The organism is Citrobacter sp. C5_2, from assembly GCF_014596845.2.
Classification (GTDB): Bacteria; Pseudomonadota; Gammaproteobacteria; order Enterobacterales; family Enterobacteriaceae; genus Citrobacter; species Citrobacter werkmanii.
In genome coordinates, this window is record NZ_CP115032.1 from 3,594,944 (window position 1) to 3,621,097 (window position 26,154).

Sequence of the window (26,154 nt, forward strand, 5' to 3'; positions counted from 1 at the left end):
ATGCTCTCCCCTGTGTTCATTGATTCGCCTGCTGCCACCAGGCCGTAAACGTTTGGTCCGGTTCGGACAGTATGACCGGTTCACCCAGCATCGGCGTCAGCAGTCGGTAATCTTGTTGGCGGCTGGCAAGCGCCAGTCGTTTGTACGGATCATCCCAGGTATGTTTCGCCAGAACAAAACGACCTGCGTGCCCGGGCAAAACGGCTTTCGCATGCAGATCCGCCGCGGCCTGAGCCGTCTCTTCCGGCATCATGTGAATAAACTTCCAGTCCTGGTCATACTGACCGTTCTCCATAATCGCCAAATCAACCGAGCCAAACTGCTCGCCAATGGCTTTAAAATGCGGCCCGTAGCCGGAATCCCCGCTGTAATAAACGTTCTGCCCCGGCATTTCAAACATAAAGCTGGCCCACAGCGTCTGATTACGCTTAATGCCTCGCCCCGAAAAATGGCGGGCTGGCAGAACATGAACAATCAGTGAATCCGTCACTCTGACGGACTGATTCCAGTCACGTTCGTCGATTATCTCGCTGCGCATTCCCCAATAACGCAGATGCGACCCCACACCCAGCGGCGTAATCACCCGTTTAATCTTCGGCATTAACGCCTTGATGGTGGCGAGATCCAGATGGTCATAATGATCGTGCGAGATGATGAGCAGATCGATCTCCGGCATCGTCTGCGCGGTCCACGGATAATCCCCGGCAAAGGCTTTGTTCAGAAATGAAAACGGCGCGGCATAGTTGCTGAACACCGGATCAATCAGGATGCGTTGACCCGCCAGTTGTAAATACCATGAGGAGTGGCCCAGCCAGACCAGAGTATCCTGCTGCGGCAGTAACCCGGCGAGATCGCTCGCCACCAGGGGTAACGGCTGCGCTGGCCGCGCATTTTCACGCTTAGCGACCAGAAACTCCCACCAGGCCGCCAGCATACCTTTGTTACCGGTATAGCCCGGTGTTGGCACCTGGTTATGAAACTGTCCATCACGATAGTGTGGCGACTGTTCAACCTGACTCAGTTGTGCCCCTTGCGGCGCCTGGCCAAATCCGGCATTGAGTACAAACGGTAAACTTGTAGCAGCGGCAATAAGCATAATAACAACCACACAAACTGTGAGACGCTTCATATCCTGACCTTAAACGCGCCTCCTTTCCGCTGGTTTGCGCGACTGACTCTTGATTATGAGTGAGTAAGCACTCATTATAGAAATCGAAAGTTCGCCGTCAAGATGATTTTCAATCTTTGACATTCTCCGTTGCGGTGCTGCAAAGGCCGTGATTCAATCATGTTTTTTACAGACTTAAGGGTAAAGTGTAGTGGCTCGTCCGAAGAGTGAAGACAAAAAACTGGCATTACTGGAAGCTGCAACCACAGCATTTGCACAATCAGGTATTGCGGCCTCAACCGCCGTAATCGCGCGCAATGCAGGGGTTGCGGAGGGAACGTTGTTTCGCTATTTCGCGACCAAAGATGATCTGATCAACGAGCTTTACCTCTTTTTAAAACACGATCTCTGCCAGTCGATGATGGCCAATCTGGACCGTTCAGTGACCGATGCCAAAACCATGACTCACTACATCTGGAACAGCTACATTAGCTGGGGTCTGAATCATACCTGCGGACATCGCACCATTCGTCAGTTGGCCGTCAGCGAGAAAATCAGCAAAGAAACTGAACAGCAGGCTGACGATATGTTCCCGGAACTGCGCGATCTTTGTCATCGCTCCGTGCGACCTGAATTTATGTCGGACGAGTATCGCGCCTTCGGCGACGGGCTTTTTTTGACACTTGCAGAAACAACCATGGAATTCGCTGCCCGCAACCCTGCCCGCGCGACTGAATACATTTCGTTGGGGTTTGAAGCCATGTGGCGCGCCCTGACCCGCGAGGAAAAATAATGGATGGAAAGACACTGCATGTCTGCGCCAAGCGCCTTGCGCTTGAACTGCCTTTTACTGAGCACTGCTGGCCTTTTGGCCCGGAATACGACGTGTTCAAGGTCGGCGGCAAGATTTTCATGCTGGTCTTTGAACATCACGGACGCCCGCTGGTTAACCTGAAATCCGATCCGCAAAAATCACTGTTAAATCAGCAGATCTACCCCAGCATTGAACCCGGTTATCACATGAATAAAAAGCACTGGATCTCAGTCTATCCAGGCGACGACATTACCGAGTCATTGCTGACGGACCTGGTGAGCGACTCATGGCACCGGGTGGTGGATGGTTTGCCTAAGCGCGATCAGCAACGCCTGCGGCCAGGCTGATTTATCGTTAGCGTCGATAAGTGTTTTTGCATTTTTCGCTCTTATCATTTTCTCGCTAACCCTGTACCCTGCTGAAACTAAACGCACCCGCAGGGTAGGAAAACCACCAGGAGTAGTTATGGATATTGTTTCTGTCGCCTTAAAACGTTACTCCACTAAGGCATTCGATCCGAATAAAAAACTGACCGCTGAGCAGGCCGAAAAATTAAAAACGCTGCTGCAGTTTAGCCCGTCCAGCACCAACTCTCAGCCGTGGCACTTTATCGTTGCCAGCACTGACGAAGGTAAAGCGCGCGTGGCGAAATCCGCAGCCGGCGGCTTTGTATTCAACGAGCGTAAAATGCTGGATGCATCCCACGTTGTGGTGTTCTGCGCCAAAACGGCGATGGACGATGCATGGCTGGAGCGCGTCGTCGATCAAGAAGAGCGCGATGGCCGTTTCGCTTCCCCGGAAGCCAAAGCCGCTAACCACAAAGGCCGTACTTTCTTTGCCGACCTGCACCGCAAAGATCTCAAAGATGACAACCACTGGATGGCGAAACAGGTGTACCTGAACGTCGGTAACTTCCTGCTGGGCGTTGCGGCGATGGGGCTGGACGCGGTGCCAATCGAAGGCTTTGATGCTGCCGTTCTCGACGCAGAGTTTGGCCTGAAAGAAAAAGGTTTCACCAGCGTGGTCGTGGTCCCGGTAGGTCATCACAGCGTAGAGGATTTCAACGCCGCGCTGCCGAAATCTCGTCTGCCGTTGGAAACAACGCTGACGGAAGTCTGATTTTTGCCGTTATGCCCGATGCGTGTCGCCGTCATCGGGCGTATCACTACTGATTCAGCCACGCCAGAGCCTGCTCCCCCGCTTCATCCATCGGTAAATAAACCAGCAGCCGCGAACCGTTACGCGGGGCGGAATACCAGTACATTTGCTGCAAGCTAAAACGCCCTAACTGCGGATGAACAAAGTTTTTGACCTGATTTTCCACACCGCGAACGTCATAACGCTGATGCCATAATGCTTCAAACTCAGACGATGCGGCAAAAAAGCGCGCCAGTTTATTTTCCCAAACAGGATCGCTGCGATGTTCCGCCATTGCGGCACGGAAATAAGAAACAAACGTCGGTAATACATCGCAGTTTTCTATCCGGCTACGCCAGGTTTCATTCGTGAGATAGAGGTAAATACAGTTGCGGTCTTCGCTCGGGAGCGTGAAGAAATCAACGCCCATCAACCGGCAAAAACTGTCGTTCCAGGCCACGATGTCAAAACTGGGTTTCTGAATACTGGCGGGCTGCGGCATCAGGCTGTCGAGCATCTTTCGGGTGCCTGGCGCAATCCCTTCACACACCATCACCGGCGTGGATTCCGGTGGCGTCAATCCGGCCAGTACAAACAGGTGGCGGGTTTCCAGCGGACTGCATTGCAGCGCGCTCGCTACATTCAGCAAGACCGCTTGCGACGGATTGACCTCTCGCCCCTGCTCCAGCCAGGTGTACCAGGTGACGCCAACGTTAGCCAACATCGCGACTTCTTCGCGGCGCAGACCGGGCGTTCTTCGCCGCCCAATGCGCGGCAGACCCAGACGCTGCGGATCGAGGCTTTCCCGTCGCGCACGTAAAAACGCGCCAAGCTGCTTGCGGCTGTCATCAGGGAGAATAACCGCGGATTCCTGTTGCGCTATTACCGACATGGACTCTCCAGCATAGTAGTACCAATACCAGTATAACCAGGAACTGGTACCCGTTTAATTTTTCAGTGATGCTACGTCCATCTGCAAAATGATGCAATGGAGTTACTATGAGTACATCAACTGTTTCACCCGGCCGCATAGGGTTGCTCCTGTTATTGACAGGCCAAATGCTCCCGCTCATTGATACATCAATTACCAATGTCGCTCTGGATTCCATTACCCAGTCGCTTCAGGCCACCACCACACAGCTGGAGCTGATTGTCGCTTTGTACGGGGTGACTTTCGCCGTTTGTCTGGCGCTGGGCAGCAAACTCGGTGATAACTATGGTCGCCGCCGCCTGTTTATGACAGGCGTCGTGCTGTTTGGCATCGCCTCTCTTTTATGCGGGATGGCGAATTCCATTCATATGTTACTGGCTGCCCGCGTTCTACAAGGTGCGGGCGCGGCGCTAATCGTGCCGCAGATCCTTGCCACCCTGCACGTCACGCTGAAAGGTCCTGCACATGCGCGGGCCATCAGTTTGTATGGAGGAATTGGCGGCATCGCGTTTATTGTCGGCCAGATGGGCGGAGGCTGGCTGGTTTCGGCAGATATTGCAGGGCTGGGCTGGCGCAACGCCTTTTTTATTAATGTCCCGATCTGTCTGTTAGTTCTGATGTTCAGCCAACGCTATGTCCCGGAAACCACGCGAGAAACCCGAACCCGCATCGACTGGCTGGGCACCAGCAGTCTGGCTGCGATTCTCTGCTGCTTGTTGTTTCCCATGGCATTAGGCCCGGAAACCGGCTGGCCGTGGCAGACTCAGCTTGCTCTGGTCGCCATCCTGCCTTTGGGATGGTGGATGCGCAGCAATGCGTTACGACAAGAACAGACCGGGCAACATCCTCTCTTACCGCCACGCCTGTTAAAACTCAGCAGCATCCGGTTCGGCGTGCTGATCGCATTACTGTTTTTTAGCGCCTGGTCAGGATTTATGTTCTGTATGGCGCTGACGCTACAGGCCGGTCTGGGGATGGCGCCCTGGGAATCCGGCAATAGCTTTATTGCGCTTGGCGCAGCCTATTTTATTTCCGCCTGTTACGCACCGCGACTCATTGCCCGCTATAGCACGGGACGTATTATGCTCACCGGGTTGATTATTCAGATCGCTGGCTTGATGGGCTTAATGATGACCTTCTGGTATTCAGGTATGCATACCTCGGCCATTACGCTCGTTCCGGCGACAGCGTTTATCGGCTATGGTCAGGCGCTGATTGTAAACAGTTTTTATCGCATCGGTATGCGCGATATCGCCACGCACGATGCGGGCGCCGGAACCACCATTCTGAGTACGTTGCAGCAGGCAACATTAGGACTCGGTCCCGCCGTGTTGGGGGCGCTGTTCCTGCATCTGCAGCAACATTACCATGGTGATTACACGCGCTCGGTTATCGGCTTTTTAGCCGTCGAAGCCACAATGATGACCGTGCTGTTACTGACTACCTTTTTATTTCGCCGCACGCTGAATATCAATCCGGTGTGCGCCAGCATCGCCGCAAAATCGTAGGCAAGACGAGCGTAATTTGCATAAGCTCCTGACAGCGGTCATCATAGGCCGCTGTTTATTAAGGAGACATTATGCAGGAATTGATATCTCAGGTAGAAGAACTCGGCATTGAAATAAACCACACCACCTCGCTGGTGATGATTTTTGGCATTATTTTTCTCACCGCCATTATTGTTCACGTTATTTTGCACTGGGTGGTGCTGCGCGCATTTGAAAAGCGCGCGAACGCCAGCTCCCGTCTGTGGCTACAAATCATCACGCAGAACAAGTTATTTCACCGGCTGGCATTCACCCTGCAGGGTATCATTGTCAACATTCAGGCCGCGCTGTGGTTACAAAAAGGCAGCGAAGCCGCAGAGATATTAGTGACCTGCGCCCAGCTGTGGATCATGATGTACGCCCTGCTGTCCCTGTTCTCCCTGCTGGACGTTATTCTCAATCTGTCGCAAAAACTCCCTGCCGCATCTCAGCTACCGTTGAAAGGTATATTCCAGGGAGTCAAACTGATCGGCGCAATTATCGTTGGGATTTTGATGATTTCCCTGCTGATTGGTCAGTCCCCGGCAATACTGATAAGCGGCCTGGGCGCGATGGCCGCCGTCTTAATGCTGGTGTTTAAAGATCCCATCCTCGGCCTGGTGGCCGGCATACAGCTTTCAGCCAACGATATGTTGAAGTTGGGCGACTGGCTGGAAATGCCGAAATACGGCGCAGACGGCGCGGTTATCGATATTGGTTTGACCACGGTGAAAGTGCGCAACTGGGATAACACCATCACCACTATCCCCACCTGGTCACTGGTATCGGACTCTTTTAAAAACTGGAGCGGGATGTCTGCTTCCGGGGGGCGACGCATTAAACGCAGCATCAGCATTGATGCCACCAGCATTCATTTTCTTGACGAAGATGAACGCCAGCGACTGCATAAAGCACACCTGCTAAAGCCGTATTTAACCACGCGTCATCAGGAAATTGACGAGTGGAATCAGCTATTGGATGCGCCTGAATCCGTATTGAATCACCGCCGGATGACCAATATTGGCACTTTCCGCGCCTATCTGAACGAATATTTACGTCACCATCCGCGGATTCGCAAAGATATGACGTTAATGGTACGCCAGCTTGCGCCGGACGATCATGGTTTGCCGATCGAGATTTATGCTTTTACCAATACGGTAGTCTGGCTGGAATATGAAAGTATTCAGGCTGATATCTTCGACCATATATTCGCAGTGATCGAAGAGTTTGGCTTACGCATTCATCAGTCGCCTACCGGAAATGATATTCGCGCATTGTCAGGGGCTTTTCAGCGTTAATCGGCAATGAGAAGTGGTAACCGATCTCATCGCCAGGATGAGGTCGGTTAGATATTAGCGGGATTTACGGCGCAGCAGTTTGAAGGCAACAAACAGGAACAGGATCCATATCGGCAGCAGAATAGCGGACAAGCGCATATCATCCATGGTGCACATCAGCACCAGAATCATGCCGAGGAAGGCAATGCACAGATAGTTTCCGGCCGGATACAGCAGCGCTTTAAACTGGGTATCACGTCCTTTGCGGCGCATCGCCGCGCGGAATCGCAAATGCGCCAGACAAATCATAATCCAGTTTAGTAGCAGCGTCGCGACAACCAGCGCCATCAACAGACTGAACGCTTTTTGCGGCAGCACATAGTTGATCAACACCACCAGTGACGTAATCGCGCCGGACAGAATCAATGAGTTCACCGGAACGCCACGACGACTGACGCGGGTTAAAAACTTCGGCGCATTTCCCTGCACGGACAAGCCAAACAGCATGCGGCTGTTCGAGTAAACACCGCTGTTATAGACCGACAGTGAAGCCACCAGAATGACAAAATTCAGTGCAGAAGCCACCACGTTACTGTCAAGATTATGGAAAATCATCACGAACGGGCTACTGTTTGATTTCACTTCCACCCACGGGTACAAGGCCAGCAGCACCACCAGAGAACCGATGTAAAACAGCAAAATACGGTACACCACCTGATTTACCGCTTTCGGGATACTTTTCTGCGGATCCTGCGCTTCCGCGGCAGTGATCCCTATCAATTCCAGCCCGCCAAACGAGAACATAATCACCGCCAGCGAAAGGATCAATCCGTTCCAGCCGGTGGCAAAAAAGCCGTTGTAACGCCAGAGATTATCGATGCTCGCATGTTCCCCGCCGTTACCGGAAAACAGCATCCAGATGCCAAAACCAATCATGCCGATAATGGCCAGCACTTTAATCAGCGCAAACCAGAATTCCGTTTCGCCATACAGACGTACGTTAACCAGATTGACGGCGTTGATGATCACAAAAAACGCGGCGGCCCAAATCCAGGTGGGGACATCGGGCAGCCAGTACTGCATGTAGATTCCGGCCGCTGTCAGCTCCGCCATGCCAACCAGCACAAACATCACCCAGTAGTTCCAGCCGGACAAAAAGCCAGCAAACGGTCCCCAGTATTTATAGGCAAAATGGGCAAACGATCCGGAAACGGGTTCTTCCACCACCATTTCGCCCAGTTGACGCATAATCAAAAAAGCGATGATTCCGGCTACGCCGTAACCCAGTAACACCGCAGGCCCCGCCATCTGAATGGCCGGACCAATGCCCAAAAACAGGCCGGTTCCAATTGCGCCGCCCAGCGCAATTAACTGAATATGGCGGTTTTGCAACCCCCGCTGAAGCGTCGGCTCATTCGTCGACGCGGCATCAGACACGCTGGTGTCGGATGCAGTTGACGCGTTTTTCACGCCCTTCCCCTGTGTCGTTTTTATTGAAGGGGCTTCTTTTAACATTTCAACCTGGTTGCCGCAAGGCGCAATCGTTTAACACCATGGTCATCAGCGATGCCTGAGCCGTTGTTATTTTTCATGGGGCTGCTCCTTACCAGAGCTCACGCTTTTCATAATTACAGTGAATTATTCTGGACGAAAAGGCATTCCAGGCCACAGAATGCGCTTTACTGTTTTTCTAACATTTTCAAATGGGTGAGCCTGTTGTATTTCAGTCACTCATTTTTAAGCCAGGCCAGGCAACGACTGTCATGAATAAGATCATCAAACGATTGGAAATCGTCAAAAGCGCTATTGAACTGGAAGATGAGGAGATTATTTTCCAACAGGTGGCGCATCTGAAAAATGAGCCTTTGTCAGTCGTGCCAGGCACCATCGTGCAGGCGATCGAAGCCCGGCGCTTTAGCGATGCTCTGCGTGAAATCACCGCCTGGCTGCAATCTCAGCGGGCAGTCTCTACGTGGCAGGATCCTGCGATTGCGGCGAGTAAACTCGAACTGAAAGCGCTTGAAACACAATTGCGTGACCTGATTGATAAGCGCAACACGCGCATTCAAATCCTCGATGATTTCAACGATCTATACCATCTTCGTCTTGGGCCGTTGATGAGCCGCATCCTTGAGCTGCGTAAGCAACTAGCCGCCAGCGCGCAACGTAAGCAGGAAGCGGAGCGAAAACGCCGGGAAAAAGACTATCAATCCTGTCAGCACTATATTTCCCAGGCCGTTGAGCAGTTGGCCAGACTCAAGCAGCAATGGATGAACCAGCACTCAGATTCGCGCGAATCTGTCGAAACCCGGCAACGCATTCAGCAACAAACGGAGCTGATCACCGCCCTGCTGGCGGAGATTCGTGAACTGGAAAACGACTTTTCTCGCCAGGACGACAGCGCGACTCGCCAGGCACAAGAAGAGGCCAGTCATGAATATGATGAATATCAGGAGCAGCAGCAGGACGCACAGCATCGTTTTACCCGCGATCAACGACTTTCTCCCGATGAGCGTAGCGAGCTAAAGCGCCTGTGGCGGCAAGCCAGTCGTCTTTGCCACCCGGACGTAGTGGCGGATGATCTGAAAGAGAAAGCGCATCAGATGATGGTACAGCTTAACCAGGCGCGCCAAAATGCCGACCTTGCCGCCGTACGGGCGTTACTGACCCAGTTACAAAGTGGTCTCGAACCGATGATGGCGAGCGACCGATTGAACGATCTGCAGCATTTACGCAGCAAAATACAGCAGCTCAGAGAACAAATTAACGCACTGCTGAAAGAGATTACCGAACTAGAGGCGGAAAACGCCTGGCGCCTTGCTTCCTCCGTGACCGATAAAGAGGCTTACTTCTCTGACCAACAACGGGCGCTGACGGAAATCCGCAACTCGCTGGAACAACAGGTGCACCAGGTCGAGCAGGAGCTGTTAGCGGGCTGAGCGCGAGCAGCGAAGTGAGCAGATAAAATGACAACGGCAAGCAACATGCTCAAATAAAGCACAAAAAGACCAACTCAGAATAAAAAACTATAAATGTTTGTTTAATTGGCTAAATAGTCTTAAATTCAAACATTTTTAGATGCTTAATGTAAATTTGGCGATATTCCCATCTTCACTGTTCCCACCCGTCCCTGCTTCCTAATCTTAATTAAGAATTCTCCTACCCACCAACCAGTCCATCATCACAAGCTGGCATTCCTTTGAAATATAATCATTTTTAAATAAATCGCCGTCAATAATCCCAGGAATATCCTGCCTTTATGGAAAAGGTGGGCCCATTCTTGTGGTGATCCATAAGCGAAATCTATCAATCATCTGCTCAGAGGTGATATAAACGATTTATCTTAAATTTTAACAAAGTGTAATATCTACTTTCAGAATAGTTAATGCTTCAAATAAATACAGAAAATATCTGTTGAATCGGCAATAAATAAGGATACGTTCAAGCCAAAGAACGTTATACGAGATTTAATTAACATTCCACGCGTCGCAAGAAACTCTTTTTTCAGCCAGAAAAAAGAGGCGACTGCTTGCATTAAAATTTCAAGGAGATCGTAATGTCTAAGGCTATTTTTTTGGGTGATTCACTTTATCCCTGGCTAGGCATGCGAGAAATTCTACGTGGTTCATCATTATATATTGATATTACATACCACTCCTCTCAGACGTTTTCAGCAATCAAGTTCCTGCCAGATGGCACGGATTACATCATTATTAATCCTGACAAATCAGATTTTTTAAAATATGCCAGGATTATCCGCAGCATGGCTATCCGCCCTGCCACAAAAATTATTGTTTTGGCAGATGAAGCCACCTTTTCTCTTTTTCAAACCGTTTGCGGGAAGAACATGCAATTACTCGATCAAGATGCCAGTCTCGATCGGCTACTGCATGCCGTTACACGTATCATACAGAATAAAAAACAAAATAATATCAACGCACTACATACTAAAATTACCGCAAACGAATTCAATGTCATGATGATGCTTGCCCGGGGTTGGTCATTGGCACAAATCGCCGGGGCGTCACAAAAAAGTGAAAAAACCATCGGGGCGTACAAAAGCAACATTGCCAGAAAGCTCGGCAAAAATAACACCCGGCTCAAGTACACCATTTCCCACTATAGCCAGCCGTAACTGACTTATTTAAGGACAATTATCACGGTTATTATTTAACTCTTTCCTTTCGGCTCATTTTTAATTCCGCAACGCTCGGAAGGGAGCCCTATTCCCAAAAATCAATATGCCGGGTAGCGCATCCGCGGGCCAATCATAGCCAACAACTCAACGTATTAACACATACATAACAGGAATGTAGACGAGGGTTATATATGAACAAAGTTTACAGCATTATTTGGAACGCGGCGCTCGGCATCTGGGTGGTCGTTTCTGAATTAACTAAAGGCAAGAAAAAAAGTAGTTCACGTAAAACTGTCGCCGTCCTCGCTGCTGGCGCATTAAGCGGAGCGTCGATGATGGCCTCGGCTGATCCGATTATTGATATCGGCGATCATAATATTTCTACTGACTACCAGCGAGGAATTTCCGCTGGCGTTTATGAGGGAATTCATAACTACGGCTTCTTATATGAAGATAATACCACTGGTCAGGCGCTCAATATCAGCGGCGCGATCCCGACGATTACCCCAGGCCAAAGCGGCGTTGTTGAGTCAACGACTATCCGGGAGCTGCTGCAAACCGGCAAAATCACGCTTAAGGCTACCAGCCCTGACCAGAGCGTAAAAACAATCTCTACGGAGGAAGAGCTGGCAGAATACCTGACTCATACCCAGTCAGCGAAGCCTTCGCAAAGTACGGACTTTGATATTTTTGATCCGGCGCTCCCAGGAGAGCCAGAAACCATTAAAGTTTTTGATACCAGCGCGTTAGCCGGGTTTATCACTGAATCACAAATCGGCGATGCTGTTTTAAATACGTATGATGCGCAACAAACGCAAATCTATAAGCAATTTGGCATCGCGTTGGCGACCAATGGCGCCACGGCCAATCTGAATATTGGCAACGATACGCTTCATGTACGTGACAAAGCCAATACCATCGAATTACTGGCTAAAGATTCCTCGCTGCTGGAAGCGCAAGGCGCCAACAGCCAGGTGAACTGGCAATCCGATAACTACATCAAATTTAACGCCGCCCCCGTTATTCCAACCAAAACGTTTAACGGTTCCAGGACGACCTCCGTATTTGGCGGCGATGTAACGCTGATGACGTATGGCTATAACGACGCTGGCGAGGTGATCGAAACGGGGGAAAAAACGTTCTCAATTACCACGGCTGCGGAACTGGCTGAGTTCAATAGCTGGTTGTTAGGCGAAAGCGATGATGCCGCGCAAAAACCGGATGGACAAAAAGTCAGTCAGATCCAGTTGTGGCTGGATGTTGAAGACAGTCAAATCACAACCGTCTCCGCCGCGCAAGCGAAGTATGCTGAGCTGATAGATGACTTACTGACTTCAGGTAAGTCATCTGATGTTATCTCCTGGGATTACGACGTCTGGACCGATGGCGAGTCGCATAGCAATAACACGACCGCCGAACGCGGTGAGCTACACGCTATCTATGCCAACGGCGCAGGTACCGCCGGTACGTTGAATAAAGATGCGATGATCGCCGTAGACGGCAGTATTAATGGCGTGATGAAAGCCATTGACGGCGGGGTTATCACTAACCTGGGCGAACTGAACGCATTGCGTACCTCTACCGGCCAGAGCCTGGCAATTGGCATGCTGGCGAAAGATGCGACGGCAACCAACCACGGAACGATTAACGCCGGGCTGTTTATTGATAAGGACGGTAACCAAAACGTCAACAGCTACGGTGCATTTGGCATGCAGGGGCAAGGCGCCAGCGTAATTACCAACGAAGGCACAATCAACCAGGCGATTACTACCGATAACTTCGGTACCGCTTCTGCTGCCGATCCCTGGAGTAAAGACGATCCCGAGACTTCGTTGACGCTGGCCATTGGTATGCAGTTGTCCAACGACGCGCAAGGCACTAATAACGGCGATATCAATATCGTCAACGGACACAAAAACAATACCCCCTTTGGTAACGGCACCGCCTTTGGCGTAGAAGTCGCCGACAACGCCACATTTACCAACACCCAGAATGCCTCTATTTACCTTGGCCGCGATGCAAATAACTCCTCCCAGGATGCCATACTGCCAGGCGGTTCCAGCCCAAGCGCCGGTATCATGACCAAAAGCGCCAAAGAGGTGATTAACAACGGTCTCATCACCCTTGGCGTCGGCATACGTAACGCCGCCGGGATCCTGATCGGCAATGCAACAGGTAATGTGCTGAATACCGGCACTATCGCAATCAATGGCGATGGCCGTGGAGGCACCAGCAAGAACTACGGCATCACTGTGCGTGACAGTGGCGCAGAGAATGGTCAGATCATTAGAAATGACGGCAAAATTAACGTTAATGGCAACAATAACGTCGGGATCCACGTCAGCGCCAATAAGAAAAATGCCGAAGTCACCACCAGCGCTTCTGGTTCTATCGTAGTAGACGGTGACGGCGGCGTCGGTAACCGAAACTATGCTATTTGGGCAGAAGGCGGCACCAACGGTCAGGCAACGGTCAATGTCTATTCTGATATCACCCTGAATCAGGCAGGTAACATCGGCGTACACGTGCGTGATAACGCCATCGCTAACGTCGATAGTCTGAGTAGCCCGGCGTTCAACAACACCGATCAGATTGGTTATTACCTGTATGGTAAAGGCGCGACCGCCAATATTGGGCAGGCGGTGATGAATGACAACGGCCAGGATCGCACCACTATTTTCCGTATCGCCAATGGCGCATTGTTGGCCGGTAATACGACTAACCCGAAAGATCAGTCTACTTCTGACCTGAATCTGACGCTCAGCGGCAACAATTCTGTTGGCGTGCTCGCCACCGGCGCAGGCAGTAGCGTAGATACCGGGGAAGCGACGTTTACCGTTAAGGGCACCAACTCCGCAGCGCTGGTCATCGAAGGCGGCGCCAACGGTACCATCAGCGATAAAACCACCATCAATTTAACCGGTGAAAGCACCGTTGCCGGGGTGGTGGATGGTCAGGCACATCAATTGAATGGCGACACGCAGGGGAATGCCACGAGCACCACCCTCACCTCAAACGCGAAGATTACCTCTGAAGCCAGCGGCAACAAGGTTATTGCCTATGTGGCGAGAAATCTGGGCAACCTGCTCCTCGATACCAAAGCGATCATCGATCTGGCCAGCGTCGACAGCATCGGCGTTGATGTGCAACAAGGCGGGAACTTAACCAATAACTCCTCCAGCGCCCTGCATGTCAGCAACGGCATCGGCGTACGCGCCTCAGGCTATAACGCGCAGATTAGTAAGCTGGGCAAAATTCAGGTTGATGATGGTACTGCTGGCGTTCTGCTGACCCAGGGGGCCAGTCTGCTGATCAACGGTAAAACTGGCGACAGCATTACCACTAATGGATCTGCTGACGGTATTCGTCTGGCCGAGGGCGCAGGCGCGCTGGCCGCGCAAAGCGTGATGATTCGCGCTGAGGGTACTGGTGCCGGTATTCAAAACGATGCCAACAACACCAATATCACACTGCGTGATGTCACTATCGATTCCAACGATGGTCCAGGGATCCGCACCAGCGTCGCGCTGACCATGAACGATGGCCTGAACAACATCCTCAACGTCAACGGTAAAGGTACCGGTTTCGCCTTTGAGCAGCGCAATGGCGACGCGGTGACGGGCGATCTGACCATCGGCAAAGGCTATACCGTTGAAGTGCGAAACAGCGAAGGTAGCGGTATCCGCGCCAACACGGATGGCCAGGTCACGACCAGTGCCGACATCAACGTACACAACAGCGCAGGCGGTTCTGCGATCATCGCGAAAAACGTCAGCGCATTGACCAACAGCGGGAAGATTATTTCTGCCAGCACGACCTCACCGGTGATTGACGCCAGCGGCGACAGCAAGAAAAAAATCACCAATACCGGTACCCTTCAGGCCATCAACGACACGGCGGTGGCTATTCAGTCTGGTAAAGGCAATGACACCATTGATATCAGCGGCGGTATCACCAGCGGCGTAATCAATACCGGCGAAGGCAGAGATACCTTCAACTGGCGCAGCGGTTCCTATGCGGGCGAAGTGAATTTCGCTGGCACTGGCGGCAACAATAAAGCCAACATCGGCAATGTAATACTGGAAAAAACGCGCCACATCATTACCGCTGCGGGTACGGGCAATGCCCTCACCTTCACCAATACGCAAGATGCGAAGATTGGCACGCTTGCCAGCGACAACCTGAATACCGGCACCAACATTGGCACCGGCTGGGATTCCCTGACCATCAGCGGATCAAACGCGGATGTACGCATCGTTGAAAACCTGAGTCTGGCGAGCAAAACCCTTGCCGTAAACAATGGCGCAACGCTGCGCACCGGCGATCACGTTGAGCCGACCAGTACTGCCGCCAGCATTGGCGATTACGATGTGACGACCCAGGGCGCAGGCAGCAGGGTTATCTTCGATACCCTGGGAGATGCGTCAGCGGCGCAGATCTATCGTGGCATCATCAGCGGCGACGGGAAATTTGAACGTGCGGCGGGCGGCACCACGGTGTTTACCGCCAACAACAGCTACACCGGCTCTACCACCATTGATCAAACCGGTAAGTTGCAGTTGGGTGACGGCGGCAATGAAGGCGAAGTTAGCGCCGTATCTGACATCATCGACAACGGCGTGCTGGCGATCAACCGCGCCAACAACGTCCTGCTCAACGGGGTGATCTCTGGCATCGGCGCGCTGCAACAAATCGGCGGCGGCATTACCCGTCTGAACGGCAATAACACCTATACCGGCGATACCACCGTCACCAACGGTACGCTGCTGGTGAATGGCGATCAAAGCGCGGCGCGCGGCGCAACGACCGTCAGCGGCACATCCACACTTGGTGGGAATGGCATTATCGGCGGCAATGTATTGATGAACGATGCCACCACCCTCAGCGCGGGTGATGGCGGTGCGGGTACGCTCACCATTAACGGTAATCTGCAGCTTGGCAGCAAAACGACCTCCGCTTTCGAACTGGGCAACGCTCATACGCCAGGCGGTGCGCTGAACGATCTGGTGAACGTCGCAGGCGATTTGCAGCTTGACGGAACCCTGGATGTTACCACCTCACAGGGTGGGAACTTCGGACCGGGCGTATATCGTATCTATAACTACGGCGGCACGCTGAATAACCAGACGCTGGAGCTGGGCGTAATACCGGACAGCCAGGATAAGAGCAATATTTTTGTCCAGACCTCAATCGACAAACAGGTCAACCTGGTGAACGCCAACGGCGTTACCCTGCAGTTCTGGGACGGTGCCGACGTGAACCAGAGCCACGGCGCGTCGGGCATTGAAGGCGACAGCAAAATTGACGGCGGCGATGGTAAATGGATGGCGATTGGCCATCAGGGCGATAACAACTGGACCACGGCAACCGGTGAAGGTAACGCCCCCTGGGCGCAGAAATCCTTTGCCGTCTTCACCACCAAAGGCGGAACTGTTACCGTGGATAACGCCGCGGGCGAAGTTAATTTCTCCGGGGCACAGTTTGACGCCGATGGCTATATCGTTAAAGGTGATGCGCTTAACGCGTATGCCACCACAGAAAACGCGACCCATGCAGGCCAGACGCCAGGCACCGGTGAACTGCTGCTGCGCGTTGGCGCCGGTGGCGCGGGTCAAAACTATACCACGGCCATTGAGTCGGTGATCCGCGAAGCCAGCACGACTGACAAACTGACGCTGGTGAAAACCGACCCTGGTCGTCTGATCCTCAGCGGTGATAACGAGTATCGCGGCGGCACGCGCATTGATGGCGGTACGTTGCAGATTTCCTCTGACAGCAACCTCGGCCAAAGCGGAACCGATCTGGTTATTAACAACGGCTCCACCCTGCAGATGGGTGCGGACCTGACCAGCAATCGCACTATCGAGCTGGGAGCGAGTGATAACGCGGCGGTGTTTGACCTCAATTCGCGCCACTTCACGCCAGCCGGTGAGATTACCGGCGACGGTAAACTGAAAGTCACCAGCAGCTCAAGCGATGCGGGCAGCACCTTGTCGCTCGATCGCGCCAACAGCTACAAAGGCGATACCGAAATCGCCGGTACGGGTAATGCCAACAATGTCACGGTCAACGTCAGCAAAACCGGGGTCTTTGGTAGCAATGAAAGCAGCACCGTGAACGTCAATAAGGGGGCGACGCTCAATGTCAGCGGGACAGAGACCAGTCTGAAATCCCTGACCATGAACATCGCCGACAGCCTGTTAACGCTGGCGGATAATGTCACCGCAGCAAGCGCCAAACTCAACCTGACTGGCGCTGCAAAAGCGCTGTTAACCGACAACGCCACCGCAGGCAACGCGACGGTTAACGTGGCAAAAGACAGTACGCTGGCTCTGGAAGAGAATGCCAGCGGCGGCAATGCCAGCGTGAATAACAGCGGACTAATGACCTTTGCCGACCTGGCGATGGCGGAAAATACCGTCGTTAAAAACCTGGTGGGCGGTAAGGTCGATATCAGCGCGGTCGACAGCGCAACCTCTATCGGCTCGTTGTCCGGCGCGGGGAATGTCGAATTGGGCAATAAAGCATTGTCGCTGGGGAATCTGCAACTTGATGACACCATCAGCGGCATTATCAGCGGTAACGACGGTAGCCTGGTGAAAATCGGTGACGGCACCTTAACGCTGACAGGCGATAACACTTACACCGGCACCACAGACGTCAATGAGGGCGTGCTGCTGGTCAACGGCAACCAGTCTGCCGCGACCGGTCAGGTAACGGTTAAATCCGGCGCGACGCTCGGCGGGAACGGTATTATCGGCGGCGCACAGTTCGCCACCGATGGCTATCGCGTGGGTGGTGAGGCCATTACCACCGACACAGCGAACACGCTGATTCGCGTCGGCGATGGCACGGTAGACGGCGCAAACTACACCGCAACTATCGACAGCGTGATCCGCGGTACCGGCGGCCTGAATAAAGGCGATCTCGGTACGCTGATCCTCACTGGCGACAACACCTACAGCGGTGGAACCACCATCACCTCAGGTACGTTGCAGGTGGCGGGTGATACCAACCTTGGCGCGCCGGAGACGGGTATTACCTTCAACGGCGGTACGCTGAAGTATGGCGAAGCATTTGATACCGCCCGTCAGGTGACGCTGGAATCCGGTGGCGGGACATTCGATACCAACGGACATAACGTTTCCCTGCTGACGGAAGTCGAAGGTAATGGTCATCTGACCAAAACCGGTAAAGGCTCCCTCACCCTGACGCTGGATAATACCTACACCGGGGGCACTACCATCGAACAAGGCGTTTTACAGCTGGGTAATGGCGGTAACATCGGCAGCATTCAGGGAGATATCGTTGATAACGGCGTACTCAAGGTTGATCGCGCGGATACCCTGGCGTTAACGGGCAATATCAGCGGTAAAGGCCAGTTGCACCAGACCGGCAGCGGTATTACGGAACTGCAAGGTGAAAACAGCTACAGCGGCGCAACGTTGATTGCCAACGGCGTACTGCAGGCGGGTAATACCAACACCCTGAGTAGCGCGTCACACCACTACGTTGTCGCTGACACCATGTTGAACACGCAGGGATACAACCAGACCGTCGCAGGTCTGAGCAACGGCGGTGATGTCTCGCTCATCGGCCAGCAGACTGGCACAACGTTAACCGTCAAAGGGGATTACGTCGGCGAAAAAGGGATCATCAACATGGCGGCCATTCAGAATGGTAGCGGTGCAGGTATTGCCGACCGTCTGATTATTGATGGCGGTAAAGCCAGCGGGAGTACGCTGCTGGACGTTGATGGTTCTGGCCTCGGCGCACCGACCGTCGGGGATGGTATCGAGGTGGTCACGGCCCTCAATGGCGCTACCACCACCGCGCAAACGTCGCGCGACGCCTTCCACCTGGCCGCCGATCGTATGGCAGCAGGCGCGTTTGAGTACCAACTGCATGCGGGCAATGCTCAGGGTCAGGGGGAAAACTGGTATCTGAGAAGCGAATATCGTCCGGAAACCATGCTGTATTCAGGCCTTGCCAGCGTCGTGCGTCAGGGTGACATTAGTCTGCTGGGTAACATGCACCAACGTATGGGCGACGAGGTTAAACCGGGCATTGATGAAGATAATCGCGCCTGGGCAAGAATGCTTGGTTACTCCGGTAAAACCAAACTGGACGATGCGGCCGGGACGCAAACCAGCTCCCATACCATGGGGATCCAGGTCGGCGTCGATATGTATGCTAACGAAAGCTGGAAAGCCGGGATGTATACCAGCATCCTTGATATCGACAGCAATGTGAAAGGCACGAAGACGGGTAGCGACGGCAAAGGCGGAAACATCGACGACAATGCGTTTTACGTCGGCGGTTACGCCACCTGGTTCTCGGGCGACGGGATGTATGTTGATAACGTCCTGCAGTACAGTAACCATAAATCTCGCCTGGCGGCGACCGGGAATAACGGTTCTTATACCGTCAAAGGCAACACGCTGACGGCGTCAACGGAGGTGGGTAAATCGTTCCGTCTGGGTTCAAGCGCCTGGAGTCTGGAACCTCAGGCTCAGTTAATCTACCAATACAGCGATTTTGATAATGGTCGGCTTGATGGTGTGACCCAAACGAAAGTGAAAATGGATACCGCTGATTCCTTTACCGCCCGTCTGGGCGTACGTCTGGTTGCTGACTATGACACCAACCATGGCAAATTCCAGCCGTACGGCAGGGTAAACGTCTGGCAGGGTCTGGGTTCAAAAGACAAAACGCACTTTAGCAATGCGGTCGCCACCACCACGCTCGAATCCTCACAGCAGTACTCCAGCACCGAAGTTGCGGCCGGTCTGTCCTGGTCAATCGACAGAAACGTGCAGGTCTACGGTGAACTGGGTACGCAATTCAGCAACGGTGGCAGTAAGTCGCAAATTGAAGCACCGATCAATGCTTCCATTGGCTTTAAGAAATCGTTCTAAGCAGTCATAAACTCACCAGCCCTCTGTTCTGCAGGGGGCTTTTTTTTTGCCTTTCAGGGCTGCCTGATACGCTACGCTTATCAGTCCTACGAACTTAACGACAACGCAGAACAATCAAGGGTTTGGGAAACGTAAAAAGGTGGGATTAATGATTATACTGCGTCAGGAGTAACGGGATTTCTTCTGCTAACACCGGCGGAGAAATGAAAAAGCCCTGAATTTTGTCACAACCAATCTGCGTTAAACGGTCCAGTTGGGACTGGGTTTCCACCCCTTCAGCAAGAACTTCAATACCAAAATTGTGCGCCAGTGAAATAATGCCCTCAACAATCTTTGTCGATCGGGTATCGGGCTCAATGCCAGCAACAAATTCCTTATCAATTTTTAGGGTATCAAAAGGATACTTCAGCAGATAATTAAGATTTGCGTGACCGGTACCAAAATCATCAAGAGCGAGTTTAACCCCGATCTCCTTTAGCTCCAGCATATTGTTAACCGCTATCTGGCTGTCGCGCAGTGGTGACGTTTCCGTAACCTCAATTTGGCATCGATAAGGCGGTAGTCCACAGAGGGTGAGATTACGTCTGACGCGTTGCGGTAAGAGAGGGTCACAAAATTCAAGTGCGGAAATATTGATTGATAATACAAGAGGATCGGGCCAGGACGTCGCCACATCCCAGGGGGTGTGGGTAACCATGTCTTCAATTGAAATGATATTGCCACTGTCTTCCAATAACGTAATAAAAATATCGGGAGAGATCATCCCCATCTGAGGGCTGTTCCAACGCATTAATGCTTCAAATCCGCTAATTTGCTGAGTATGCAAATTAAAAATGGGCTGATAAACCATATAAAACTGACTGGTATTCAATGCCTGTTCAAGCGCGGTGAGCACCTCGTTGGAATTAAACATTCCCTCTACCTCTACAAATCATAAAATTTAAAACCAGTCAGCATCGCTCCCGAATTATATCTACTATGATATGTTTTACATCAGAAAAGAATCACCAGACTAGGGTAAAAAAGACATCCGATGGGTGAATCTGACAATTAATTTATTTAAATCAGAAGTATTGTTCAGTCCCAACTTGGCGACGACGCGCATTTTATGAGCCTGAATGGTTTTATAGTTAAGGCTCACTAACTCAGAAATTTCTTTAGCGGTATAGCCACTTACCAGCAAACTCAGGATCTGCTGTTCCCTTTCGGTTAACCTTTTCTGCGAACGATACAGCCGGGGATTCCATTTCCCGACTGACAACGTCGCTAATTGACCGAAATCTCGCAGTGAAGATTTCTCAGTCAACACTATTGCTTTCTCAATATATAATAACTCCACGCATAATTTCGCCACCAAACTGTCAGCTACAATGACTACGACGTTATTATAGAACTTGAATCGATTTTTATTCAGAAACTGTACGACGTCTGAACACGGTTGTTCATTATTAATGATATTAAAAATCATGGTTTGATGCTGACATAATGATGACTGATGCAACATATCCTCAAACTGGAATGTTTGTACGGGTACATGTTTGCTGGTCAGGTAGGCGAACATACCGTTGCCCACAAAATTATCATTGCCACACATCAACATCCTGTTTACCGCTCCTTATAAGCTTCTGATCTTGTTACTCATAAAAAATTTGATAATAATTTTCTCGACTTCAGCCTCTTCACGACGATTTTTAAAATCGAACTTACACGAGATCTGATGACAGGAGTACAACTGATTATCCTCATCAAACTCATTGATCGTGACGACATCGATCACTTTTAAATCCAGCTGTAAACTGCCAAACGTATCAAACTCCAGTGAGGCATTTTTAATTACCGCATCTTTATAAACAAAGCGGGTATTTACATCTTTAACAATTAACGCACAGCCACCCTGAGAGATGTTTTTAATCCTGAAAGAGTAGTTTTCTCCGTTTTTGTAACGACCAAAACAGAAAAAGTCATAACCTTTCAGGAAGGAAAAACGCTGATTTTGTCGCTGCTGGGCAAAGAAAATCATATCCGGGATGAGGTAGGATAATCCTGCCTCCGCACCTGCGGGTGGGGTTTGTTCAAATCTGGCACTAAATTTTACAATCCCGCTTTCGCTGTGCAGGATAAAGTATTGGACCTTTTCAGGCACAATCTCTTCATGGCCGGAGATGACAAACCGTTCGAAATCGACCTTCTCTAGCTGTGTGATAACGCTACTGTTTTCGCATAAGACTTCCAGTTTCGTTTTCTTGTGCAGCTCTTCACGAAGGATAGCGATGATTTCAAACTTGTTGTCCTTTGCTAATCCAAAGCTCATTCTAAAACCCTTATTTCCATATTTAAGATATGTCCCGCTTTTGGTTACCCAAAAACGCGAGATCAGCATCCGCCCTGGTGCTTAATTACCATAGTGGATTCCATGTCAGACAGTTGGTTAAAAATTAAGTTTTTAACTATCTTTAGCCAATTATTGATACGTAAAAACATTTAATCAGGATAATTCTAGCTTAAGCCGCGCTTAAAACCACGCGAACTTATGGATTAACTATAACAAAAATGAATAATAATTTTATTTAAGATGCTGTTTTGAGATAACAAATAGCAAGAATTGCACAGAAAAAAACAAAGAAAAATGAAGGTGTTGGGATGGTTGGGCAATGCGCAGGTTGTCGCGCTTTTGTCGTCAGTGCGTATGATGCTTACATCTTCATATCATTAACTGCCAATACAGCCTGACGCGTGATTGTTATAAAGTGAATAATTACATTTTATATATTAAATAAATTTCCCTTAAGTCAGAAAAAAGCCAGCATCCTGCTGGCCCGGCAAATACCGAATAGAACTAGAGTGGCTTGCTACCTTACAGAGGGTACAACGTTAAAAATTCAATACCGCTGCTTAATTATTGATCGAGATGAGTCTGCGATGATCATCACTGCTCCCGCCAGCATTAGCGTGTCTTTCAATACCAGACGCCCGGCCCCGGACAAGTACGGAAAACCATGATGTAAATCGCCCAACGGCATTACCCATGCCTCTGGTGTGGTAATCAAAAAGGATAAGGTAACAATCGGCGTGGCAAATGCCAGTATGCCGCCAATTAATCCCAACCAACGGCTAACAGGATTTGCCAGCACCAATAAAGCGATAAGAACTTCGACTACGCCCAGACCATTGGAGAATGTATAGGTATTATTCGCCGCCTGCCATTCACGCTCCTGTGGCTTAAACTCACCTTCGTGGGTTAAATGCTGCTTATACTCTTCTGGATGTTCATAAAAAAATGACATTACCGGGCTATTAGCAACAAATGGCGTAATACTGTCAGCTTCGTAAGGTACAAATTTTAATAACCCAATCCAGATAAAAACAATTGCAATGCTCAGGCGAATTAAGGTCAATCCAATTTTATCGCCCTTACTGAGTAAACGCAGATACTTTTCCATGCAGGCTGTCCTCACTTGTATAAAATTGCCGTTGCGTGAGTGCTGCCATCAATGCGCATTGAGGTGATTTTCCAGGACGTTGCATTATTTTCCTGCGCCAGTTTCGCAATAGCATCCTCTATCTCTGAAGGCGCACCAGATATGGCAGACACGCTAACATGGACAACTTCGGTTTGCGCCAATGCGGAAAATGTCACCGGTGCAGTCAGTAACGCGGTCATTAGTAACGTAGTTTTAAACATGTTCATTCCTATTTCCATTAAACAGTGATTTCAGTGGCAATATAATAAAACATGCCAATTTATTTTATTTCATCCAGGACGCCAGAATAACTGTCAATGAGTATCCAGCCGTTAAAAAGACAAAAAAAGCCCCACACGGGTGGGGCAAACATGCAGACTACGCTTTTATTATTTAACGAGAGAAAAGAGATCGTTTAATGATTCACTCATACTCGGATGGGTAAATATTTGATCGCGTAAGGTTGTATAGGGTAATCCTGCATCCATAACCGTCTTGATGATATTAATCATCTCATGTGAATCCACACATAATAGCGAAACACCTAATATCTGTTTCGTTTCACTATCCACCACCGCTTTAAGTACGCCGCGTGTGTCATCCATCACTCGCGCACGCGGAATCGCCGCGACCGGCAGCGTGACTACCTGCACAGAAGCACCGCTGGCGCGAGCCTGTTCTTCGGTCATCCCCACGCGGGAAAGCGGCGGCGTCATAAAGACGGAATACGGTACATTTTGACGATCGCCGGTGTGACGTCTCCCCTCGCCTGACAGGTTGTCACGCACAATGCGGAAGTCATCCAGTGAGATGTACGTGAACTGCAACCCCCCGGTAACATCGCCCATTGCCCAAATATTATCTGCCGAGGTACGCAAATATTTATTCACAATAATGGCACCGCGGTCGTTTACATCCACACCCGCTTTCTGCAACTGCAGGTTTTCGGTCGCCGGTTTGCGGCCCGATGCCACCAGCAGCGCATCCACGGTCTGGACGCCTCCCGGCATTTTCACCTGTACCGCGCCGTCCCCGGACGAAACCGCCTGTACGTTGGCGTTAAGGATAATCTCAACGCCTTTGTCGCGTAAAATCCTGGCGATAGTTTCGGCAATATCCCGATCTTCACGGGCTAAAAACAGCGGAGCGGCTTCATAAAGGGTAACTTTGCTGCCGAAGTTGGCAAACATTGATGCGAACTCCACACCAATGTAACCGCCACCCAAAATTCCCAGACGTTCAGGCCGTTGCGTCAAATTCAACAGCCCGGTGCTGTCAAACACCCCCGGTGTGGTGGTTAACCCTTCCACGTCTGGAACCGTTGACTGCGCGCCGGTATTAATAAAGATCTTCTCGCCGCTTAGCTCAATCGCGCCTGTTGACTGCACGACTCGCACAGTATGGTTATCGACAAACTCAGCACGACCGTCGATCACATCGACATTTTCCAGATCGGCCAGATTATGGAAGTTTTTATCGCGCAGGAAACTGACAACGGCAGCCTTGCGCTGCATCGCCGCAGCAAAATCATGTTGAAGTTCAGCGTCATGTACCAGGGTTTTGGTTGGAATACAGCCGATGTTGATGCATGTCCCGCCATACATGGTGTTCGACTGTTCAACAATCGCCACCCGCCAGCCCGTTTTTGCCAGGGTAGCTGCCAGCGTTTTACCCGCTTTGCCAAATCCAATAATAATCGCCTGATACTGATTCATGCTCTCTCTCCGCCTGGTCACTGTTCATTTGTTAAACTGAAGTATAGAGGTAACCAGACAAGGGAAATGTATCCAGAACGCGCTTATTACTGTTAAATCGTCTAAATCACTTTTAACCTCTTTTCATGAAACACATAAGCATAATAAATTAACACCTTGAAGGTATTACTTTAATTTAAAATTGACGAGATAATTCCGCCAAACCAATAGTGATTAAAACTGCCCAGGAGTCTTCATGGATGCCCTTAGTCGATTACTCATGCTTAACGATCCGCAAGGCTCGATCGATCAAAACTGTTTGTTGAGCAGAAACTGGCAACTGCCGCATGCGGCGGGCGAGCTATCCGTTATCCGCTGGCATACAGTCACTCAGGGAGCAGCCCAACTTGACATGCCTGACGGGACATCTTTCACCCTGCGGCCTGGGACTCTTGTTATCCTGCCGCAGAACTCCGCCCATCGACTTTGCCAGTCCGGGGATGAACAAACGCATATCGTTTGCGGTAGCCTGCGACTGCACGCCACCTCACGCTATTTTTTAACCGCGCTACCGGAAGCACTGATTCTGGCGCCTGAAGAAAAGAGTCCCGTCAGCCATTGGCTCAAGGCCGTGATTGCGCTATTGCAACAGGAATCCATTAGTGGGCTGCCGGGTTCCAGCGCTGTATGCAGCCAACAATGCGCCACGCTGTTCGCCTTAGCCGTTCGTGAGTGGTTAACCAGAGCATCGCCCGCACAAAACGTGTTGAATTTACTGCTGCACCCCAAACTCGGATCTGTGGTGTTTTTGATGCTCGAATCACCGTCCTTTGCATGGAGCGTCGAAGAGCTGGCGAAGCGCGTACACATGTCGCGGGCCAGCTTTGCGCAATTATTCCGTGAAGTGTCAAACTCCACACCGATGGCAGTGTTAACCACTTTGCGCCTGCAATTCGCCGCTCAGATGTTGTCACGCGGATCGCAACCATTGATTGTGGTAGCTGAATCGGTGGGCTACGCCAGCGAGTCATCGTTTTATAAAGTCTTTCTACGCGAATTCGGCTGTACGCCGGGCGAGTACCGCAAACGCGTGAAAGCGCTGGAAGCATAGCGCTACGCCTGCTTCGGGGTACCAACCGAAGACAGGCGT

At 51.0% G+C, this 26,154-nt stretch carries 18 protein-coding genes; 9 read left to right on the forward strand and 9 right to left on the reverse strand.

Annotated features, from left to right (window positions below; translation table 11 throughout):
• Positions 1 to 16: 16 nt before the first annotated feature.
• Positions 17 to 1,129, reverse strand: coding sequence for an MBL fold metallo-hydrolase (locus ICA20_RS17600; protein ID WP_038638592.1), 1,113 nt, complete (start codon positions 1,127 to 1,129; stop codon positions 17 to 19).
• A 190-nt stretch (positions 1,130 to 1,319) separates the two neighbouring features.
• On the opposite strand from ICA20_RS17600, the gene ICA20_RS17605 reads away from it, so the two are divergent.
• From ICA20_RS17605 to nfsB, 3 genes are all read left to right on the forward strand, one after another.
• Positions 1,320 to 1,901 (forward strand): TetR/AcrR family transcriptional regulator, encoded by a 582-nt coding sequence (locus tag ICA20_RS17605; RefSeq protein WP_069323121.1) that lies wholly within the window; start codon positions 1,320 to 1,322, stop codon positions 1,899 to 1,901.
• Positions 1,901 to 2,269, forward strand: coding sequence for an MmcQ/YjbR family DNA-binding protein (locus ICA20_RS17610; RefSeq protein ID WP_038638590.1), 369 nt, complete (start codon positions 1,901 to 1,903; stop codon positions 2,267 to 2,269). Before ICA20_RS17605 ends, ICA20_RS17610 begins: the two co-directional genes overlap by 1 nt.
• A 118-nt stretch (positions 2,270 to 2,387) precedes the next feature.
• Positions 2,388 to 3,041: an oxygen-insensitive NAD(P)H nitroreductase gene (gene nfsB / locus ICA20_RS17615; protein ID WP_038638587.1), complete on the forward strand. Its 654-nt coding sequence runs from the start codon at positions 2,388 to 2,390 to the stop codon at positions 3,039 to 3,041.
• A 46-nt stretch (positions 3,042 to 3,087) separates the two neighbouring features.
• On the opposite strand, the gene ICA20_RS17620 is transcribed toward nfsB, so the two are convergent.
• Entirely contained in the window at positions 3,088 to 3,951 is an 864-nt protein-coding gene (locus ICA20_RS17620) for a helix-turn-helix transcriptional regulator (RefSeq protein ID WP_038638584.1), read from the reverse strand.
• 107 nt (positions 3,952 to 4,058) lie between these two features.
• On the opposite strand from ICA20_RS17620, the gene ICA20_RS17625 reads away from it, so the two are divergent.
• Entirely contained in the window at positions 4,059 to 5,498 is a 1,440-nt protein-coding gene (locus ICA20_RS17625; protein ID WP_038638580.1) for an MFS transporter, read from the forward strand.
• A gap of 71 nt (positions 5,499 to 5,569) precedes the next feature.
• Entirely contained in the window at positions 5,570 to 6,814 is a 1,245-nt protein-coding gene (locus ICA20_RS17630; protein WP_038638577.1) for a mechanosensitive ion channel family protein, read from the forward strand.
• A gap of 54 nt (positions 6,815 to 6,868) precedes the next feature.
• Here the strand turns inward: ICA20_RS17630 and pheP are convergent, their stop codons facing one another.
• A complete protein-coding gene (gene pheP, locus ICA20_RS17635; RefSeq protein WP_038638573.1) occupies positions 6,869 to 8,263 on the reverse strand; it encodes a phenylalanine transporter in 1,395 nt (464 codons plus the stop codon).
• 293 nt (positions 8,264 to 8,556) lie between these two features.
• Between pheP and ICA20_RS17640 the strand changes: the two genes are divergently transcribed.
• The 3 genes from ICA20_RS17640 to ICA20_RS17650 all read left to right on the forward strand — a co-directional run bounded on the left by ICA20_RS17640 (position 8,557) and on the right by ICA20_RS17650 (position 19,849).
• Positions 8,557 to 9,732 carry a DNA repair protein gene (locus ICA20_RS17640; RefSeq protein ID WP_038638570.1) on the forward strand — a complete coding sequence of 392 codons (1,176 nt, stop codon included), beginning with the start codon at positions 8,557 to 8,559 and terminating at the stop codon, positions 9,730 to 9,732.
• Positions 9,733 to 10,349: 617 nt separating this feature from the next.
• Positions 10,350 to 10,928, forward strand: a complete 579-nt coding sequence (locus ICA20_RS17645; protein ID WP_038638567.1) for a LuxR C-terminal-related transcriptional regulator — start codon at positions 10,350 to 10,352, stop codon at positions 10,926 to 10,928.
• A 194-nt stretch (positions 10,929 to 11,122) separates the two neighbouring features.
• Positions 11,123 to 19,849, forward strand: coding sequence for an autotransporter outer membrane beta-barrel domain-containing protein (locus ICA20_RS17650; RefSeq protein WP_188245561.1), 8,727 nt, complete (start codon positions 11,123 to 11,125; stop codon positions 19,847 to 19,849).
• A 145-nt stretch (positions 19,850 to 19,994) separates the two neighbouring features.
• Here the strand turns inward: ICA20_RS17650 and ICA20_RS17655 are convergent, their stop codons facing one another.
• The 6 genes from ICA20_RS17655 to rclA all read right to left on the reverse strand — a co-directional run bounded on the left by ICA20_RS17655 (position 19,995) and on the right by rclA (position 25,025).
• On the reverse strand, positions 19,995 to 20,762 hold the full coding sequence (locus tag ICA20_RS17655; protein ID WP_038638561.1) for an EAL domain-containing protein: 768 nt from the start codon (positions 20,760 to 20,762) through the stop codon (positions 19,995 to 19,997).
• A gap of 99 nt (positions 20,763 to 20,861) precedes the next feature.
• Positions 20,862 to 21,443 (reverse strand): LuxR family transcriptional regulator, encoded by a 582-nt coding sequence (locus ICA20_RS17660; protein ID WP_170973229.1) that lies wholly within the window; start codon positions 21,441 to 21,443, stop codon positions 20,862 to 20,864.
• Positions 21,444 to 21,464: 21 nt separating this feature from the next.
• Entirely contained in the window at positions 21,465 to 22,160 is a 696-nt protein-coding gene (locus tag ICA20_RS17665; protein ID WP_188245560.1) for a pilus assembly protein PilZ, read from the reverse strand.
• 568 nt (positions 22,161 to 22,728) lie between these two features.
• Positions 22,729 to 23,289, reverse strand: coding sequence for a reactive chlorine resistance membrane protein RclC (rclC, locus tag ICA20_RS17670; RefSeq protein ID WP_038638553.1), 561 nt, complete (start codon positions 23,287 to 23,289; stop codon positions 22,729 to 22,731).
• 11 nt (positions 23,290 to 23,300) lie between these two features.
• Complete coding sequence (rclB, locus tag ICA20_RS17675; protein ID WP_038643060.1) at positions 23,301 to 23,531, reverse strand: reactive chlorine resistance periplasmic protein RclB; 231 nt, start codon at positions 23,529 to 23,531, stop codon at positions 23,301 to 23,303.
• A gap of 168 nt (positions 23,532 to 23,699) precedes the next feature.
• Positions 23,700 to 25,025, reverse strand: coding sequence for a reactive chlorine resistance oxidoreductase RclA (gene rclA, locus ICA20_RS17680; protein WP_038638549.1), 1,326 nt, complete (start codon positions 25,023 to 25,025; stop codon positions 23,700 to 23,702).
• Positions 25,026 to 25,260: 235 nt separating this feature from the next.
• On the opposite strand from rclA, the gene rclR reads away from it, so the two are divergent.
• A complete protein-coding gene (gene rclR, locus ICA20_RS17685; RefSeq protein ID WP_038638546.1) occupies positions 25,261 to 26,115 on the forward strand; it encodes a reactive chlorine-specific transcriptional regulator RclR in 855 nt (284 codons plus the stop codon).
• Positions 26,116 to 26,154: the final 39 nt, after the last annotated feature.